Source organism: Phycisphaerae bacterium, from assembly GCA_035275405.1.
GTDB lineage: Bacteria > Planctomycetota > Phycisphaerae > UBA1845 > UTPLA1 > DATEMU01.
Window position 1 is genome coordinate 192,069 of record DATEMU010000005.1, and the last position, 16,340, is coordinate 208,408.

A 16,340-nucleotide genomic window follows, 5' to 3' on the forward strand; every position below is an offset into this window, starting at 1 on the left:
GCCTATTTCTTCTCCTCTTCGGGCGGCACCTCGTCCTTGATGGTGATGATCGCCTCGCCGGCCTCGTGCAGTTTGCCGGCCTTCTCCAGCTTCTCCTGTAACTCGCCCGGCTGCCGGGCCTTATCGAGCATTTCCGCGGCGTCGATCATGCCCTTCTCATACAGCGACCAGAGGTGCTCATCGAGAAGCTGCATCCCGTACTTCTTCCCGGTCTGGATGGCCGAGTCGATGCGGAAGGTCTTGTTCTCGCGGATCAGGTTGGCAATCGCCGGCGTCACCACGAGAAACTCGTAGGCGGCGACCATGCCCGAGGGCTTTCGCGGCATGAGCGCCTGCGAAAGGATCGCGATCAGCGACGTGGAAAGCTGCACGCGAATCTGGTCCTGCTGCTCGTGCGGAAAGGCGTCGATAATTCGGTTCACGGTACCCTGGCAACCGGTGGTGTGCAGCGTCGAGAAGACCAAGTGGCCCGTTTCGGCGGCGAGAATGGCGTTGGAGATCGTCTCCAAATCGCGCATTTCACCGACGAGAATCACGTCCGGATCGGACCGAAGCACGCGGCGCAGGGCCTCGGCGAAGCTCGGCACGTCGTTGCCCACTTCGCGCTGATTGATCAGGCTTTTCTTGTGCGAATGGTAGTATTCGATCGGATCCTCGACGGTCACGATGTGGCGATCCATCTCGTTATTGATGTAATTGAGCATCGACGCCAGCGTCGTCGTCTTGCCGGAGCCGGTCGGTCCGGTCACGAGGAAAAGACCGCGAGGCCGGCGGCACAGGGCCCGGCAGATGGGCGGCAGGCCGATTTCCTCGAAGGTGAGGAACTTGCTGGGAATCAATCGCAAGACAATCGAGACGTTGCCCTTCTGGCGAAAGATGGAAACGCGGAAGCGGCCCGCATCGCCGAAGGCGAAACCAAAGTCCGTGCCGCCCTCTTCCTGCAGCTCCTGCTGGTTGCGGTCCGGCGTGATGGACTTCATCAGCGCGACGCTGTCCTCCGGCTCGAGCACCTTCGTCTCCAGTTGCCGGAGGCGGCCATGGAGCCGAAGCACGGGCGGACGGCCGACGGACAAATGGATATCCGACGCACCCTTCTTGATGCACGTTTCGAGAATTCGATCAATGTGAATCGTTGCCATAGTTGTAGGGCGGGCGCTGCCCGCCGTGTTTAATCGTCCTTGCTCCATCGGCGGGTGGAACCCGCCCTACCCCCAACTACTCTGCCAGGATCTCCGCCTGGGTGATGCGCGATATCTCTTCCGTCGTCGTGACGCCCCGCAGAATCTTACGATGACCGTCCTGAAGGAGCGACGTCATACCCGCGGCCTTGGCCGCCTTGCGGATCTCCTGCGCGCCCGCGCGATTGAACGCCAGCTCGCGCAGTTCGTGGTTCATCGTGAGCATTTCAAAAATGCCCTGTCGGCCGCGATAGCCGCTGTTGTTGCAGTGCGAGCAGCCGACCGCCTTGTACAGCGTCTTGCCTGCGATCATCTCCTCCGTCATGCCGCAGACGCGCAGCAGCCCCACGTCGGGGTGCTCGTCGGGCTGCTTGCACTCCTTGCACAATATGCGAACCAGCCGCTGGGCCATGATCGCCTGGATGCTGCTGGCGATGAGGAACGGCTTGATACCCATGTCGATCAACCGTGTGATCGCGCTCGGCGCGTCATTCGTGTGCAACGTGGAAAAGACGAGGTGACCGGTCAGCGCCGCCTGAATGGCGATTTCGCCGACGACGAGGTCGCGAATTTCACCGACCAGGATGATGTTCGGCGCCTGGCGAAGCATCGACCGAAGGATCTTGTCAAAGCCCAGGCCGATGTCATCGCGGACCTGGCATTGGTTCATGCCGGGAAACACGTATTCGACGGGGTCTTCCGCCGTGATGATCTTCTTGTCCGGTCGATTCAACTCCTGCAACGCCGCGTACAACGTCGTCGTCTTGCCGGAGCCGGTCGGGCCCGTTACGAGGAAGATGCCGTTGGGCCGCGAGATGATTTTCTGAAAACGCTCGTAGTCTTCGGACTCAAACCCAAGCGCTTGGATGCCGATGTTGGCCGAGTCGGGCCGCAAGATACGAAGGACGATCGATTCGCCGTGTACGCCCGGGCAGCACGAGACGCGGAAGTCGATGTCCTTGCCGCTGATCCGCATCTTAATGCGGCCGTCCTGGGGCACGCGGCGCTCGGAAATATCCACGCCCGCCATGATTTTCATGCGGGTCGTGACCGCGTTCTGCAGGCGCTTGGGGACATTCTCCCGCTCCACGCAGACGCCGTCGGTACGATAGCGCACGCGCACGCGGTCGGTCATCGGCTCCACGTGGATGTCGCTCGCCCGCGTCCGCACCGCCTCGCTGATCATCATGTTGATGAGCTTGATAATAGGGGCGTCAGCCTCGTCCACGCCGGCCTTCTTCGCCGCCTCCTTGGCTTCCTGGTCGAGCGATGCGTCCACCGAGGCATCCAGGCTCTTGGACAATTCGTCGAGCGAGCGATCCGCGCCGGAAAGATACTTTTCGATATACGCCTTGATCCGCCCCTTGGGGGCGAGGACCGGTTCAACATCGCTTACACCGAGGCGGAAGCGAAGCATGTCCAGCGTATCCAGGTCCAGCGGGTCGTGGATGATGACCTTGAGCCGACCGTTGTCGCTGCTCATGGGGAGAATCAAGTTTGCTTTGATGAGTTTTTCGGGGACCAGCGCGAGGGCGTCGGCGCTGATCGTCTGCCGCGAAACTTCCACGTAGGCCAGGCCATGCTGCTCGGCCAGCGCCTGAGCGACCGCTTCTTCGGATGCCAATTCCAATTCGACCAGGGCCTCTCCAATGCGCTTCCGATTGTTCAGACCGAACTCCGCGGCGCGATCGGCATCGGCCTTGGAGACCAGCCCCTTCTCCTGCAGGATCTCGCCGAGTTTTTGTCGTTTACGAGCCATAGTCGTGTGTGGCACAGCCCCTCTCGGCTGTGATTCATCCGCGACGCATTCCGCGCTCGCGACAAACCACCCGGGCCGCTCGCCCTCGGGGTAGGAGGTCCGATTTCGCTCAGCAGTCGGCCGCGGTCATCCTGGGGGAAATCATGCGCGCTGGGTGCAGGTATGTTCCCTTACCAGGCGATTTTAGCAGAGTTCCTTGAGGAATGTCTATGTCGGGCCCGGGGGCGGATAGGGACGGGCTACGCCTGTGATTTAGGACTCATTTCATTCCGGACTTTCTGAGTGCCGCGGGCAGGAAGTCGATCAGGTCGGTGGCCATGAGCGAGACGCGGCCCCGTTCGCGGGCCGCCAAATCGCCCGCCAAACCATGAACATGGACGCCAAGTGCGGCAGCATCAAGGGTTGAAAGGCCCTGGGCGACGAATGCCGCGATGACGCCGGTCAGCACGTCACCGGTACCGCCCGTGGCCATGCCGGGGTTGCCGGTACGGTTGACATAGAGCGAGGCCCCATCCGTAACAATCGTCCCCGCCCCCTTGAGGACGACGACAATCTGGTGCTGGGGAAACCCCGAACCGCCGAACATCTCGCGGGCGGTGCGGGCAGCGAAGCCGAGGCGGTCCTGCTGGACCGCTGAGGTGGAGACGCTGTGTAGCCGGGCCATCTCGCCGGCGTGCGGCGTGAGGATGGTGCGATAATGCCGCGTGTTATCCCAGCCCGCGCGTCGGTCTTCGCCGGCCAGGCGAATGGCGTGCAGCGCGTCGGCATCGAGAACAGCCGGCACATTCGCCGTGCCAAAGGAACTGACCAGGCTGACCACTTGGGCGTCAAAGCGGCGGTCGCTACGGCCGAGGCCGGGACCGACGGCCACGACCGAAGGCGCCCCGCCGCGATCGAAGACACGATGGGCCCGGAGCGTTTCGAGCGTCAGATGCGGGACGAGCAGACCCTCGGGCCCTTCGGGCAGCGCGATCGAGGTCGCACAAGGACAGAGTGTGGCGACGGCGAGTTGGACCGAGCGCGGAACGGCAACGACAACGAGCCCCGCGCCGGCGCGCAGGGCGGCATTGGCGGCAAGGGCGGGCGCCCCAATCATTCCCCGCGAACCGCCGATAATCAGGACACGACCAAAGTCGCCTTTATGGGCGTCTTTTTTTCGAGGGGGCAGCTTCGCCGGCCGAGTGATTTTCCGCAGGCGAAGAGCGGGTTTTCGAGGCGTCTTGCTTTCGGACTTTTTTGTGCGTTTGGCCATCGTGGATCGCGGGATATTTCGTCACTCCTCCATGACGCGCCGCCCCACCAGGCTGGTGGCGACGGCGATCAACTCGACGGCATCCACCGGTTTGGCGACGTGCATCTGGTAGCCCGCCTGCAACGTCCGGACCCGATCTTCTAATCGTGCAAAGGCCGTCAGCGAAATGGACGGAACCTGGCCCCCGCGCTCCCGGGGTCGGCCGCGAACCGCGCGCATGAACGCAAAGCCGTCCTGATTGGGCATCCCCAGATCGCTGATCACCAGATGGGGAACGACTTGGTCGAGTATACCTAGCGCAACGGGGCCCGATTCCGCCAGGAGCACCTCGGCTCCGTGTTGCTCCAGGAGCCGTTTGATCAACTCTCTCGCATCCGCCTCATCATCCACCACGAGTATCCTGATTCCCTTGAGCGAATCCCCGTGCAGTTGAATGGGCCGCGACATGCCCGCCACCGGATGAAAGAACCCTTCGGCAGCTCCGTCCCTCCGAACCGGCGACAACGGTAAAGTGACGATAAACGTCGCGCCCAGTCCGTCACCGGGGCTCTTCACCCGGACCGTTCCGCCGTGCAGTTCCACCAGGTGCCGCACGATGGACAACCCCAGACCGAGTCCGCCCTGGGGGCGCGCCGGCGAGGGGTCTTGTTGTCGAAACCGGTCGAAGACGTAAGGGAGAAATTCTGTCTTGATGCCTTGCCCGGTGTCGGCCACGCTCAGTTCGAGATGAGAATTGACTCGCTCCAGCGTCACCTGGATCTGCCCGCGCGCCGGTGTGAATTTGATCGCGTTTGTCAGCAGGTTCCAGACAATCTGTTGCAAGCGGTTGGGATCGCCGCTGATCGCGCCCACCCCTGAGTCCAGCACCTTTTGCAGGCGAAGCCCCTTGGCTTCGATCGCCGGGGCGACCGAATCGATCGCCGCTTCGATGACCGGGATGAGGTCCACCGACTGGACGTCCAGGCGCACCTTGCCCGCGATAATCCGGCTCATGTCCAGGAGGTCATCAATGATCTTCGTTTGCGCCCGGGCATTGCGCTCGATTGTCTCCAGGCCGCGCCGCTGTTCTTCGTCCGTCCCGCCCGCCTTGCGCAGAACCTGGGCCCATCCGAGGATCGCGTTGAGCGGCGTGCGCAGCTCGTGCGAGAGAGTGGCGAGAAACTCGTCCTTCATTCGATTAGCGCGTTCCGCCTCCCCGCGGGCGAATTGCTCGCTGGCCAGGAGTTGCTGGCGCTCCTCCTCGGCCCGCCGGCGTTCGTGAATCTCCATTTCCAGGGCGCGGTTGATCTCCGCCAGCTCCGATGTCCGCGCCTCTACCCGCCGCGCGAGATCGTTTCTCGAGAGTTGCAGCTCCGCTTCCGCCGCCTCCCGCACGCGAACCTGCTTGGCCAACTCCTCGTTTGCGAGGCGCAACTGCGCCGGGCTGGGCAGCAGGAGCGCCTTGGGAATGAGCCGCCACAGAAGTATCGCGGTCAGGATCGACACGATCGCCGTCGCGAGCTTGACCACGCCGTCCAGGCGGTAAACGGGCTGCCACATGTCCCAGACCCCGAAGATGTGCGTCGTCCCGCAGGCCAGGATGAACGCCGCGAACATGAGGAACATCCAGTTGAATTCAAGGTCGCGCCGCCTTCGAACGAAGTACACCAGCGCGATGGGAATTGAGTAATAGGCGACGGCGATCAGCGCGTCGGAAATGACATGCAACCAGACGACATCGGCCTCTTGTCGCATGCACAGCCGCCGCGGCATGAAGACCTCGAAGAAGTTGGAAAAGAACCCACCGCCCTCCTGGGCCAGGAGCGATGGGACAGAGCTATAGGCGAGCGATTCCATGCAGCGATTCTTCGCTGAACGAAGACTTTGTCCGATGCCAATTCCGAATCCGCAATCCTCGAACGAGAAGTTATTTTATGCAATGAGGGTGTCAGGGCAATAGTCCGGTGAGACGCGAGGCGCGGGGTCCGTCAACGGGCGCCTCTACCATGTCGCCCAATTAGGTCGATGCGTCTCCGCTCCCCCAGACGGCGTAAATCGCTTGTAACGGCCTGCGCAGAATGCTAAGATGATCGCGCACATCGCCGGATGCGAGGGAGAGAATCGATGTCAAGAAGCGGCAGGTCCCCTGTCACGTTAATGGCTGTGCTGGTCTCCACGGCTTCGGCGGGTGCGTGGCCGCCGACCGTGATCGATTTCGACACCTACCCCGACGGCTCGATGGTCCAGCCCAGCGATCGCTTCACGACGCAGTATTCCACCGTCGGCGTCGAGTTCACCGATGGCGGCGCGACCGGCCCGGCGCCGTCGGGAAACCCGTGTTCGATCTCACCGCCCAATCACGCATACGCCACGACGATCGTCGCCTATTTCGTCGACCCCTGCACCGGCATCCAGTCGGCCACCGACTACGCCGGGACGCAGCAGGATTCCTGCTGGGCTCCGGGCGAGGGGATCGACATGTATTGGTATGACGCCAACGGGAATCTGCTGGACCATCAATTCAACTCCGGCGGCGGCAACTTCGTGGCCCTCAGCACTCCGCAACCCGTTATCGCCCGCTTGGAGATGCAGTGCATCCTGCAGGGCATCGACAATTTCACATTCAGCGAGCCGGTCGCCGTGCTCCGGGGCGATATGGACTGCAACGGCCTGTTGGAAATCGAAGACGTCGAGCCGTTCGTCCTCGCGCTCATCAACGCCCCGGCGTACATGGCGGCCTACGCAACGTGTGACATCCGCCGGGCCGACATGAACTGCGACCGGAAGGAGGACGGCCTGGACGTGCAGGGATTCACCGACGCGCTGGTGCCGTAGGGTCACAAGAATTCGACGTGCGTCTCGCCAACTCACGAATGTTGTGGCAATTTAAGCTCCGCCCGCCCGCCACACGTCCACCATTGTTCCATGCAGGTCAGGCCCGAACTTCCCCTGACGGCGCTTCCATTTATCCAATCCCATAGCCGCTTGAGGGGTCAGGAACAACGGCGCCGAATCCACCGGCGCTGTTTGGGCGAAGACGCAGCATCACCAGCGCGCGTTGCCATGCAGCTCGATACCATTTCGGTCTCGCGATGCTCAACGGAGTGGGTGGCCCCGACGTCATCGCGTCCTTCGAATACACAATCAGCCCCGCTTCCTGCCAGCGAAGTAGAACGTGTGGTAGGTCGGAGGGCAGTTCGGTTCTTTCGTGGCGCACAACAAGGACCTTGGATATCCCTTTGGACAGCAGAATGTTCGCCGACGGAAAATCCTGCGGAAAGACCATCCAACGATTGTCGTACACGCCCGGCTGGAGGGGAGTGCCTGCCGATAGCCGGAGGCTGTCCAACAGGAACACCGGCGGGGCGTCGGCTGCCAGTGCTGACCCGTAAAGTTGCGACGCTCCAAGGATGAGCCCGCGAACGATCTCATCAACAGAAACCACCGCGTTCTTTCCAGGCGTGGTATTGAATAACGGGATGGGTCGAAATCCCCTCGCTGCAAAGGCAAGGCCCGTAAAAATGGACGACGCGCCCGGGAGCTCCAATATTATCGCATACCGATCGGAGGCGCTGGGCGCCCAGGATAGTTCCGGAAGCTCGATTTGAGAGCCGAGAGGAATCTCTTCGATGAACGACGGGATGTGAATGAATAACGCCGGCTTGGCCCATGCCGACCAAGGGCTTGTTTCGGGAGCCCAGACCGCAAATAACTCGTCAGGAAGCATAAGCAACCATTTTCGGGGTTCCTATTGATCGCGATTATTCGTTTCAATTAGAACAACAATGTCTTTTGCCCGGTCGTCAATAATAGGACGAGACGAAATGCGTCCGTAGCAACCCGCGACGCGACCATCAATGACAAACACTCCGATCGAAGGGTACTCCAATCCGTTCAACGTTTCGACGGGGGTAATGCAGAATCGTTTCTGGGCGACCCAATGAGCCGGATGCCTTTTGCACGTGGCATGTATCTTCGCCAGCTCTTGCGGTGGTGTAACACCATGTATCCCAATCAAAGCGCCCACACGTCCGAGCGCCGGTTTCACAATCCATGACTCATCTGCCATCCTCTCGCGGTCTACAACGCGGGTTTCGGGTAGAAGTTTACTCCAGAGGGACAGCTTCGTCTTCAAGTCTTTCCAAACAAGCGGAAACCGTTTGGTTTGCGTCACGATTGCACTCGCCGGATTGACGATTGAAGGAGATTCGTTCGAGAAAAACCGTCGCGGCTTGCAAGTTCTCGGCAAGTTGGGGAGCCACTCCGACGGAAAAAACCGTACCATGAGATCGACTCGGTGTTCTCGATTCCGGCTCCGCACATACGCAGCACCTAATTCCCATCGAATGTCCGCTGGGCTTGCCAGCATCGGCCGCATACCCTCCGCTTCAAAACATCGACTCAGATACACCATGACCTGCCGATCATCCGTGTACGCGGTCGCGTGGACCATAGCGATCGCTTCGAAGGGCGCGTCGTTGGCCCGGATTACTTGAGCGAGGTAGCGCGCAGGATCGCCGAGCGTCGTCTTACCGGGGAAGTGTTCAGCGACAAGGGACGGAAATGCGGACGATTCAATAAATCCGCCCGGGACATCCGAATTCACCTCTGAAATCATCCAACCCAGGGGGGTGTGATGAAAGTCGAATCGCATTAGACGAGGCGGGTGCTGCGTCGCGTCCGAGCATGTTTCTGCCAATGCGTTCCTAATGAAGCGCGACAGGCCGAGAGATTGATGGAGACGTGGAGATTGTACGATTTCTGCCTCGGCGGCTAGGGTTTCACAATAGAGATTCTCCGCATGTCGAGTTAACAAGTTCCATTCGTTCCCTGCCAGCAGAAGCGGTCGGTTAGATAAGACGGCGACGTCACCGACCTGGGGATCCCATTTACAAAACTCGAAGATCATCCGCCGGCGAATTCTGGAAAACTCCGCAGGACTGATCTCGTGCAGTAGTCGATACGGGGCGTTCACCGCCAGTCCCCAAGCCAGTAGAGGGAAACGGCAGACACTGCGAGGTATAGGAACGCGGGAATAACACCGCAGAGCAAAATATTCGGGCCGGGTCTTTCAGGCGAAGGCGCGGCACTCTTGCCAATGACGCACTCCAAGGCGACCAGTGCGAACGAGTGCCAACCATTTCTCAAGAAATCAATGAGCGTGGCTTCCGTTGAATGCCAATCGCCGGAAACCGCACGGCCGAGTACCGCGCCAATGGCGCATAAAAACGCGGCGAAGCGAATCCCTGTTGCGATGGACCGATCAATTGTGACCTGATCGGCAATTCCCGCGGCGAGTTGTACCATACTCCATTCCAGGAAGAACGCCCCCGTAGCCAGTCCGGCACAGAAAAGGACGACCCACCAACCGGGACCATCGCCGAAATTCCCGCCTGCGTAGCAAAAACTCAGGCCGATGATCGCGCCCCCAATCACCCAGGCTGCCGCCGAGTTCCTTCTCTCGGCGACATCCTCACGAACGCCAATGCCGCACCACCGACTAACGTGAACGAACAACCCGATCCATGCAGCTCCCAAAACCATGTAGAAAAAAGTGTAAACGCCGGAAGATCTGACATCTGAAGCGGAATATAGCCTTAGCAGGAAAAAGAGCGCGAAGAGCGCCGCGACAGGAATCACCCCAAGATAAGACGATACTTTGGCCGGCTTTCCCAAGATCTTTGGAGTGAAAAGGCGAGCGTACCAAAAGCCCCATGTCAGTATGGAGCCGACGGAGGCCCCAATGAGAACCACCTTCTCGTCGTCGGACACGTCTCCGGGCCTCCTAAGGTTAGAACTGACGGGCGGATTTTGAATACCTCGGTCATCGTAACGCAAGGCGTGTGTTTCACACATGCTGTGGCGGTTCGATCTTCGCCACCTCTCCCGCCGCAAGCTTCTGCTGGTATTCCTTCCACGTCATACTCGGCATGCCGCCGGGCACATTCTTCATCGTGATGCACCCCTCGACCGGGCAGACCAGCGAGCACATGTTGCAGCCGACGCACATATCCTGCTTGATCGTGAAGACACCGACGTAGCCCTCGCCCATGCCGGGCAGGACCTCGACGTCGCCGCTTCTGACGAAGGACATGTTGGGGTTGACGAGCTTGGTGCCGTTGCCGTTGCCATTGGAGGCTTGAGGCTTGAGACCTGAGGCTTGAGGGGAAGCGGCGGCGGCTCCGTAGCGCCGCACGAACTCCTCCTCCGGAACCTTTTCCCACTTGATCGACTGATGGCAGCCGTCTTCGCAGGCGATGTAGCACAGGCCGCAGTGGATGCATTTCTCCTGCGCAATCTCCGCGACGACCTTATTGCCCAGGTCCAGATCGCCCCAGTCGCAGATATTCGGCCCCGCCTTGCCCGCGAAATCGCTGATCCGCCGGAATCCCTTCTCCCGCATCCAGTTCTTCAGACCGCTCTCCATGTGCTCGACGATGCGGAAGCCGTAGTGCATGACCGCCGTGCAGACCTGCACGCTCGACGCCCCGACGAGCAGAAATTCGACCGCATCCTGCCACGCCTGAATCCCGCCGATGCCGCTAATGGGAGTCCGCCAGCCGGGATCGTTGTAAATGCTCGACACCATGTTCAGCGCGATGGGCTTGACTGCCGGGCCGCAGTAGCCGCCGTGCGAGCCCTTCCCCGCGACGGCCGGCTTCGGCGCAAACGTGTTGAGGTCGATCCCCATGATTGAGTTGATCGTGTTGATCAGGCTGACCGCGTCGGCCCCGCCCTTCTGCGCCGCGCGGGCGATCCCGCGAACGTCCGTGATGTTCGGCGTGAGCTTCACCATCACGGGGATCTTCGCCACCTCCTTGCACCAGCGCGTGATCATCTCCGTGTACTCGGGCACCTGCCCGACCGCCGCGCCCATGCCGCGCTCGCTCATGCCGTGCGGGCAGCCGAAGTTCAGCTCGATCCCGTCGCAGCCGGTGTCCTGCGTCCGCTTGACGATGTCATGCCACGTCTCCTGCTTCGACTCGACCATGAGCGAGACGAAAAGGGCGTGGTTCGGGAAGTCCCGCTTGACCTCGCGAATCTCCCGCAGGTTCACCTCCAGCGGTCGGTCAGTAATCAGCTCGATGTTATTGAGCCCGACGACCTTGCGACCGTCGTAATCGATCGCGCCGTAGCGGCTAGAGACATTGACGATCGGCTCGTGGTTGATCGTCTTCCACACCGCCCCGCCCCACCCGGCCTCAAAGGCCCGGCGAACCTGGTACGCACTGTTGGTCGGCGGCGCGGACGCCAACCAGAAGGGGTTGGGGGCCTTCACGCCGCAGAAGGTGATGGAAAGGTCGGGGGTCATAGCGATCTCCTGTTAAGGGCGACACCCATCGCTCCATGAGCACCACATATTCTAACCAAATCTTCGAACCCAGAATGGGGGTTCTGCGTAGGGATGTCCTGGGCGATGGATCGCCTCGCATTTCGGAGCCGCGATCAAGGAGGATCACCATGGACTACAACATTCGCTTCAACTTTGCCAGAACCGCCGCCATCGTCTTCGCCGCGGCCGTTGTCAGCGTCGCCACCAGCGCCGTCGTCGCCTCGCGGGCCTATGTCACCCGCGGGGAACAGGCCGTGCGGGCAGACCAAACGATCTACGTCAAAGGCTCGACCCGCAAGCGGATCGCCTCCAACCAGGCCGTCTGGCACATCGGCGTCCGCGGCGAGCACAAGGAATTGAAGGAGGCCTACGCCATCCTCGACGTCGGAATCGCCCGGATCAAGAAGTTCCTCACCGACCAGGGTTTCAAGGACGCCGAAATCTCCCTCGAAGCTATCAATACGACCGAGTTCCACGCCCGCGACGCCAAGGGCAACGAGACCCGCGAGATCACGGCGTACCACCTCTCGCGCGGCTTCAACGTGACCTCGCGCGACGTGCAGCGCATCGCCCGCGCCGCCGGGGAGGTCACGCAATTCATCCAGGAGGGGGTGCTCGTCATCTCCTGCCAGCCCGCCTACTACTACACCGGCCTGCCCGCCCTCAAGGTCGATCTCATGGCCGAGGCCGCCAAGGATGCCCGCGACCGGGCGGACAAGATCGCCGGCTCGGCCGGTTGCCGGGTAGCCGAGGTCCGCTCGGCGCACATGGGCGTCCTGCAGGTGACGCAGCCGTTCTCGACCGACGTAAGCGACGAGGGGACCTACGACACAGAGACGATCGAAAAGGATGTGCAGGCCGTGGTGACGATCAGCTTTCGCATCGAACCGGAGTAACAGATTGAACCACAGAGGCTCAGAGGCACCGAGACGACAGGAGGCAAGGGTTCGTTGGATTACGGCGTTTTTGTGCAAGGGTTCTGGACCCATTTCCAAGGGTCATCTCTGTGTCTCCGTGCCTCTGTGGTGATCCTCTGAAACCGCTGGTGGCGTAGGCAATCCACAGTCGATACAATACTTAGACTCGGTCGGTAAGGGCCGGCCGATCGAAATCGCCGTCCGCTGGGCAGGAGGCCCGGCTGGTCTGAAAGACCCACATCGCCGTCCATCCCCAATGCGGGGGGTTGCGATGTCGTTGCAGCATGGAGGCTTGCAAGACAGATGATCCTCAAGCGTCTCACCGCCACCGGTTTCAAGAGCTTCGCCGACAAGACCGAGTTGGACTTCGGCCCGGGGATTACGTGCATCGTCGGGCCGAACGGCTGCGGCAAATCCAACGTCGTCGATGCCATCAAGTGGGTCCTCGGGGAGCAGTCCGCCAAAAGTCTCCGCGGCAAGCAGATGATGGACGTCATCTTCAACGGCTCGGGAACACGCAAGAGTCTCGGGCTCGCCCAGGTCGACCTGACCTTCGACAACTCCGACCACCTGCTCCCGACGGACCAAACCGAGGTCGTCGTCTCCCGGCGGCTCTACCGCTCCGGTGAGAGCGAGTACCTCCTGAACAAGCAGGTCTGCCGCCTCAAGGACGTCAAGGAACTGTTCATGGACACCGGCGTCGGCATCGACGCCTATAGCGTCATCGAGCAGGGCCGCGTGGACGTGCTGCTCCAGGCCAACCCGGCCGACCGACGGCTGATCTTTGAAGAGGCCGCGGGCATCAGCAAGTACAAGGTCCGCAAGAAAGAAGCCCAGCGGCGGCTGGAGCGCGTCAACCAGAACCTCCTCCGCGTGCAGGACATCATCGAAGAAAACGAGAAGCGCCTGCGGAGCGTCAAGCTCGCGGCCGGCAAAGCACGCAACTACCAGACCTATAGCCAGCAGCTCCGCGAGCTGCGCAGCACCTACGCGTTGGCGGAGTACCACCGGCTGCGGACGACGGAGGATGACCTGTCCCGCGAGGCAACCGCGCTTTCTGACGAGGCAACGCGCATCCGCACGGACATCTCCGACCACGAGACTAGGGCCAGCCAGGCGAACGTCCGCATCATTGAATTGGAACACGAGACATCGGAGGCCGAAGGTCGCCTGCTGACCGTCCAGTCGCAGATGACCGGCCAGGAGGAGCGGATCGCCGCCGCGCAGCGCCGCATTGCGGACCAGACCGATCTGCTCGGTCGTTCGCGCGACCGGTTGGCCGGGTTCGAGGGGCAGGTCGCCGCGCTCGTGGCCAAGCTGACAGATCAGCGGCAGCTTGCGGAGACAGTCGAGGCGGAACTGCGGAGCGTGCAACAGGAATTGTCCGGCCTGCAGCAGCGCGATCACGCCTCGGCGGGTGACCTCCTCCAGACGCAGCGCAATTTGGAAGACGAAAAGGCGGGCATCATCGACCTGCTTCGCCGCACCAGCCAGCTCAATAACGAAATCCAGGGCCTCAATCTTCAGCACGAGTCGCTCGCCGATCAGAAGGCCCGGCTGGACGAGCGTGACGCGGCCATCGCCGGCGAACTGACCGAGGCGATGTCGAAGCAGCAGCAACTATCGTCCCGTCGGGACGAAGTCCTCGACCTGATCGAGGACCAGAGCAAGAAGCTGGAGGAGACGCGCGATCGACTGACCGCCGTCGCCCAGCACCGCGCGACGCTCGTCGACCAGCACGCCGCCGCCAAAGAATACCGCAGCGGTCTCGAAAGCCGCCGCCAACTCCTCGCCGAACAGGACCGCCGCCACGAGGGCCTCCTCGCCGGAGCAAAAGAAATCCTCGACCGCCGCGACGCCGCCCTCAATCCCTCAATCCCTCAATCCCTTAATCCCTCGTTCTCCTACGTCCGCGGCGCCGTCGGCGAACTCTTCGAAGCCGACGTCGCCCACGCCGGCATCGTCGAAGCCGTCCTCGGCAACTTCGAGAAGTATCTCGTCGTCACGAAACGCGACCTGCTCCTGGCCGATCGCGATCAGCTTGCGGATCTTTCGGGACCGGTCCGTGCGTTTTGCCTCGACGCGATCCCGGCCCCGATCGCGGGCCCCGATTTGACGGCGCAAGACGGCTTCATCGCACGCCTCATTGACTGGGTGCGCTACCCCGAAGATTGTTCGCAGCTCGCCCGTTACCTCCTCGGCCGCACCTATGTGGTCGAGTCGGTGGACGACGCGCGGCGCATGGCGGCGCTCGATCCCGCCGGCGCCCGCTTCATCACGATGGATGGGCTCATCTGGGACGACGGCGGCCGCGTCGGTCTCGGCCCGCTCGGCGTCGGCACCGGCCTGATCAGCCGCCGCAGCGAACTTCGCGAACTCGCGTCACAACTCGCCGAGGTTGAGCAGCGCATCACCACGCTGGCGGACGGTCTCGCCCAAAGCGAGTCCGAGGCGAGCCACCTCGAAAACGTCTTGCAGGACCTGCGCAACGCAATCTTCGAAGCCAACACGCAGCGAGTGGAAGTTTCTGCGCAACTGACCGCGGTGGACGAAGTCGTTGCCAATCTTTCCGCCGAACGTCCCGTGATCGCATCCGAAGTTTCCGTCCTGCTCAACCGCCTGACGGAGATGCAGGAAAAGGAGAAAGCGAGCCGGGCCAACCTGTCGCAACTGGAGACTGCCAATACCGAGGGCGAGCGGGCCGTCGCGGATTTGCAGTCAAAAATCGACGCCTTGACCGCCGAACGGCAGCAACTCGCCGAGTCGATCACGGCCGCGCGGGTCCGCGCCGGCGAACTGGCACAGCAGCGTTCCTCCATTGCCACGACCATCGCCGAAATTGAGGCGACACGGGGCCAACTGCAGGCCGACCGCGATCAGGCCGAGCGCGACGTGGCGCTCGCCCAGGATCGCATCACCCAATCGCAGTCGCAGATGGCCGAGGCTCAGGCCGCGCTGGCCGCGCTGACGCAGGAACATCATGAACTGACCGCCCGCGCCAGGGCCCTTCGCGACGAACGCGATACCTTGCGATCCGCCGTGGATGAACACGCCAGCGAGGCCCGGCGGCTCCGCGGCGAGCAGGAGAAGATCGAAGCGCAGCTCCACGAGCGGCAGATCAAGTTGCAGGAAGTTCGCGTGCGGCGGGAGGACCTGACCGCCCGCGTGGCCGAGGAGCTGACGGTGGACCTCGCCGCCCAATACGTGAATTACCAGCCCGATCAAGAGCAGGATTGGCCGGCGGTCGAGGCGCAGATCGAGGAGCTTCGCCAGAAAATCGAGCGGTTGGGGAACGTCAATCTCGACGCCATCAATGAGCAGGAGGACCTGGAAAATCGGCTCACCTTCCTCACGACGCAGTCCGACGACCTGCGCACGAGCGAGCGGCAATTGCTGGCCCTGATTGAAAAGCTCAACAGCGAGTCGCAGCAGCGCTTCCTGGAGACCTTTAAGGCCGTCGCCGAGCACTTTTCCGCGCTGTTCAAGAAGCTCTTCGGCGGCGGTCGCGCCGAGTTGACGCTCATGGACGAGAGCGACGTCCTCGAGTGCGGCATCGAGATCATGGCCCGGCCGCCGGGCAAGGAGCCGCAGTCCATCAGCCTGCTCTCCGGTGGCGAGAAGACGATGACCGCGATCGCGCTGCTGCTCGCGGTCTTCAAGAGTCGCCCATCGCCGTTTGTCCTGCTCGACGAAGTGGACGCCGCGCTGGACGAGGCCAACAACGTCCGCTTCAACCACGTCATTCAGGAATTCGTGCGCCACTCGCAATTCATCGTCATCACGCACTCCAAGCGGACGATGAGCATCGGCGACGTGCTCTACGGCATCACCATGCAGGAAGCCGGCGTCTCCAAGCGTGTCAGTGTCCGCTTCGAGGAAGACCGGCCCGAGTCGGCCGTGGCGTAACAGCGATCATTTTCTC

At 61.9% G+C, this 16,340-nt stretch carries 11 protein-coding genes; 3 read left to right on the forward strand and 8 right to left on the reverse strand.

Annotated elements, in window-relative coordinates; genetic code table 11:
- Window positions 1–2 precede the first annotated feature (2 nt).
- The 4 genes from VJZ71_08685 to VJZ71_08700 all read right to left on the reverse strand — a co-directional run bounded on the left by VJZ71_08685 (window position 3) and on the right by VJZ71_08700 (window position 6,025).
- Entirely contained in the window at window positions 3–1,139 is a 1,137-nt protein-coding gene (locus VJZ71_08685; GenBank protein ID HKQ48129.1) for a type IV pilus twitching motility protein PilT, read from the reverse strand.
- A 76-nt stretch (window positions 1,140–1,215) separates the two neighbouring features.
- Window positions 1,216–2,952 (reverse strand): ATPase, T2SS/T4P/T4SS family, encoded by a 1,737-nt coding sequence (locus VJZ71_08690; GenBank protein ID HKQ48130.1) that lies wholly within the window; start codon window positions 2,950–2,952, stop codon window positions 1,216–1,218.
- Window positions 2,953–3,196: 244 nt separating this feature from the next.
- Complete coding sequence (locus VJZ71_08695) at window positions 3,197–4,189, reverse strand: NAD(P)H-hydrate dehydratase (GenBank protein ID HKQ48131.1); 993 nt, start codon at window positions 4,187–4,189, stop codon at window positions 3,197–3,199.
- Between the two features lie 21 nt (window positions 4,190–4,210).
- A complete protein-coding gene (locus VJZ71_08700; protein ID HKQ48132.1) occupies window positions 4,211–6,025 on the reverse strand; it encodes an ATP-binding protein in 1,815 nt (604 codons plus the stop codon).
- Window positions 6,026–6,292: 267 nt separating this feature from the next.
- On the opposite strand from VJZ71_08700, the gene VJZ71_08705 reads away from it, so the two are divergent.
- A complete protein-coding gene (locus VJZ71_08705) occupies window positions 6,293–7,003 on the forward strand; it encodes a hypothetical protein (GenBank protein HKQ48133.1) in 711 nt (236 codons plus the stop codon).
- 130 nt (window positions 7,004–7,133) lie between these two features.
- Here VJZ71_08705 and VJZ71_08710 read toward each other — a convergent pair whose 3' ends face one another.
- From VJZ71_08710 to preA, 4 genes are all read right to left on the reverse strand, one after another.
- Window positions 7,134–7,613, reverse strand: a complete 480-nt coding sequence (locus VJZ71_08710) for a hypothetical protein (protein HKQ48134.1) — start codon at window positions 7,611–7,613, stop codon at window positions 7,134–7,136.
- A gap of 303 nt (window positions 7,614–7,916) precedes the next feature.
- Window positions 7,917–9,077 carry a glutathionylspermidine synthase family protein gene (locus tag VJZ71_08715; protein HKQ48135.1) on the reverse strand — a complete coding sequence of 387 codons (1,161 nt, stop codon included), beginning with the start codon at window positions 9,075–9,077 and terminating at the stop codon, window positions 7,917–7,919.
- A 62-nt stretch (window positions 9,078–9,139) separates the two neighbouring features.
- The gene (locus VJZ71_08720; GenBank protein HKQ48136.1) at window positions 9,140–9,940 is read right to left on the reverse strand and encodes a hypothetical protein; all 801 of its coding nucleotides are present in this window, start codon (window positions 9,938–9,940) and stop codon (window positions 9,140–9,142) included.
- A gap of 76 nt (window positions 9,941–10,016) precedes the next feature.
- Window positions 10,017–11,480: an NAD-dependent dihydropyrimidine dehydrogenase subunit PreA gene (gene preA / locus VJZ71_08725; protein HKQ48137.1), complete on the reverse strand. Its 1,464-nt coding sequence runs from the start codon at window positions 11,478–11,480 to the stop codon at window positions 10,017–10,019.
- A 149-nt stretch (window positions 11,481–11,629) separates the two neighbouring features.
- Here preA and VJZ71_08730 point away from each other — a divergent pair, with 149 nt between their 5' ends.
- Window positions 11,630–12,397, forward strand: a complete 768-nt coding sequence (locus VJZ71_08730) for an SIMPL domain-containing protein (GenBank protein HKQ48138.1) — start codon at window positions 11,630–11,632, stop codon at window positions 12,395–12,397.
- Between the two features lie 324 nt (window positions 12,398–12,721).
- Window positions 12,722–16,324: a chromosome segregation protein SMC gene (gene smc, locus VJZ71_08735; protein HKQ48139.1), complete on the forward strand. Its 3,603-nt coding sequence runs from the start codon at window positions 12,722–12,724 to the stop codon at window positions 16,322–16,324.
- Window positions 16,325–16,340: the final 16 nt, after the last annotated feature.

What these genes read in the sequence shown, in the direction of transcription:
- preA (HKQ48137.1), bottom strand. Translation starts at nt 11,480, where the DNA reads ATGACCCCCGACCTTTCCATCACCTTCTGCGGCGTGAAGGCCCCCAAC.
- VJZ71_08715 (HKQ48135.1), bottom strand. Translation starts at nt 9,077, where the DNA reads ATGATCTTCGAGTTTTGTAAATGGGATCCCCAGGTCGGTGACGTCGCC.
- VJZ71_08695 (HKQ48131.1), bottom strand. Translation starts at nt 4,189, where the DNA reads ATGGCCAAACGCACAAAAAAGTCCGAAAGCAAGACGCCTCGAAAACCC.
- VJZ71_08700 (HKQ48132.1), bottom strand. Translation starts at nt 6,025, where the DNA reads ATGGAATCGCTCGCCTATAGCTCTGTCCCATCGCTCCTGGCCCAGGAG.
- smc (HKQ48139.1), top strand. Translation starts at nt 12,722, where the DNA reads ATGATCCTCAAGCGTCTCACCGCCACCGGTTTCAAGAGCTTCGCCGAC.
- VJZ71_08705 (HKQ48133.1), top strand. Translation starts at nt 6,293, where the DNA reads ATGTCAAGAAGCGGCAGGTCCCCTGTCACGTTAATGGCTGTGCTGGTC.
- VJZ71_08685 (HKQ48129.1), bottom strand. Translation starts at nt 1,139, where the DNA reads ATGGCAACGATTCACATTGATCGAATTCTCGAAACGTGCATCAAGAAG.
- VJZ71_08730 (HKQ48138.1), top strand. Translation starts at nt 11,630, where the DNA reads ATGGACTACAACATTCGCTTCAACTTTGCCAGAACCGCCGCCATCGTC.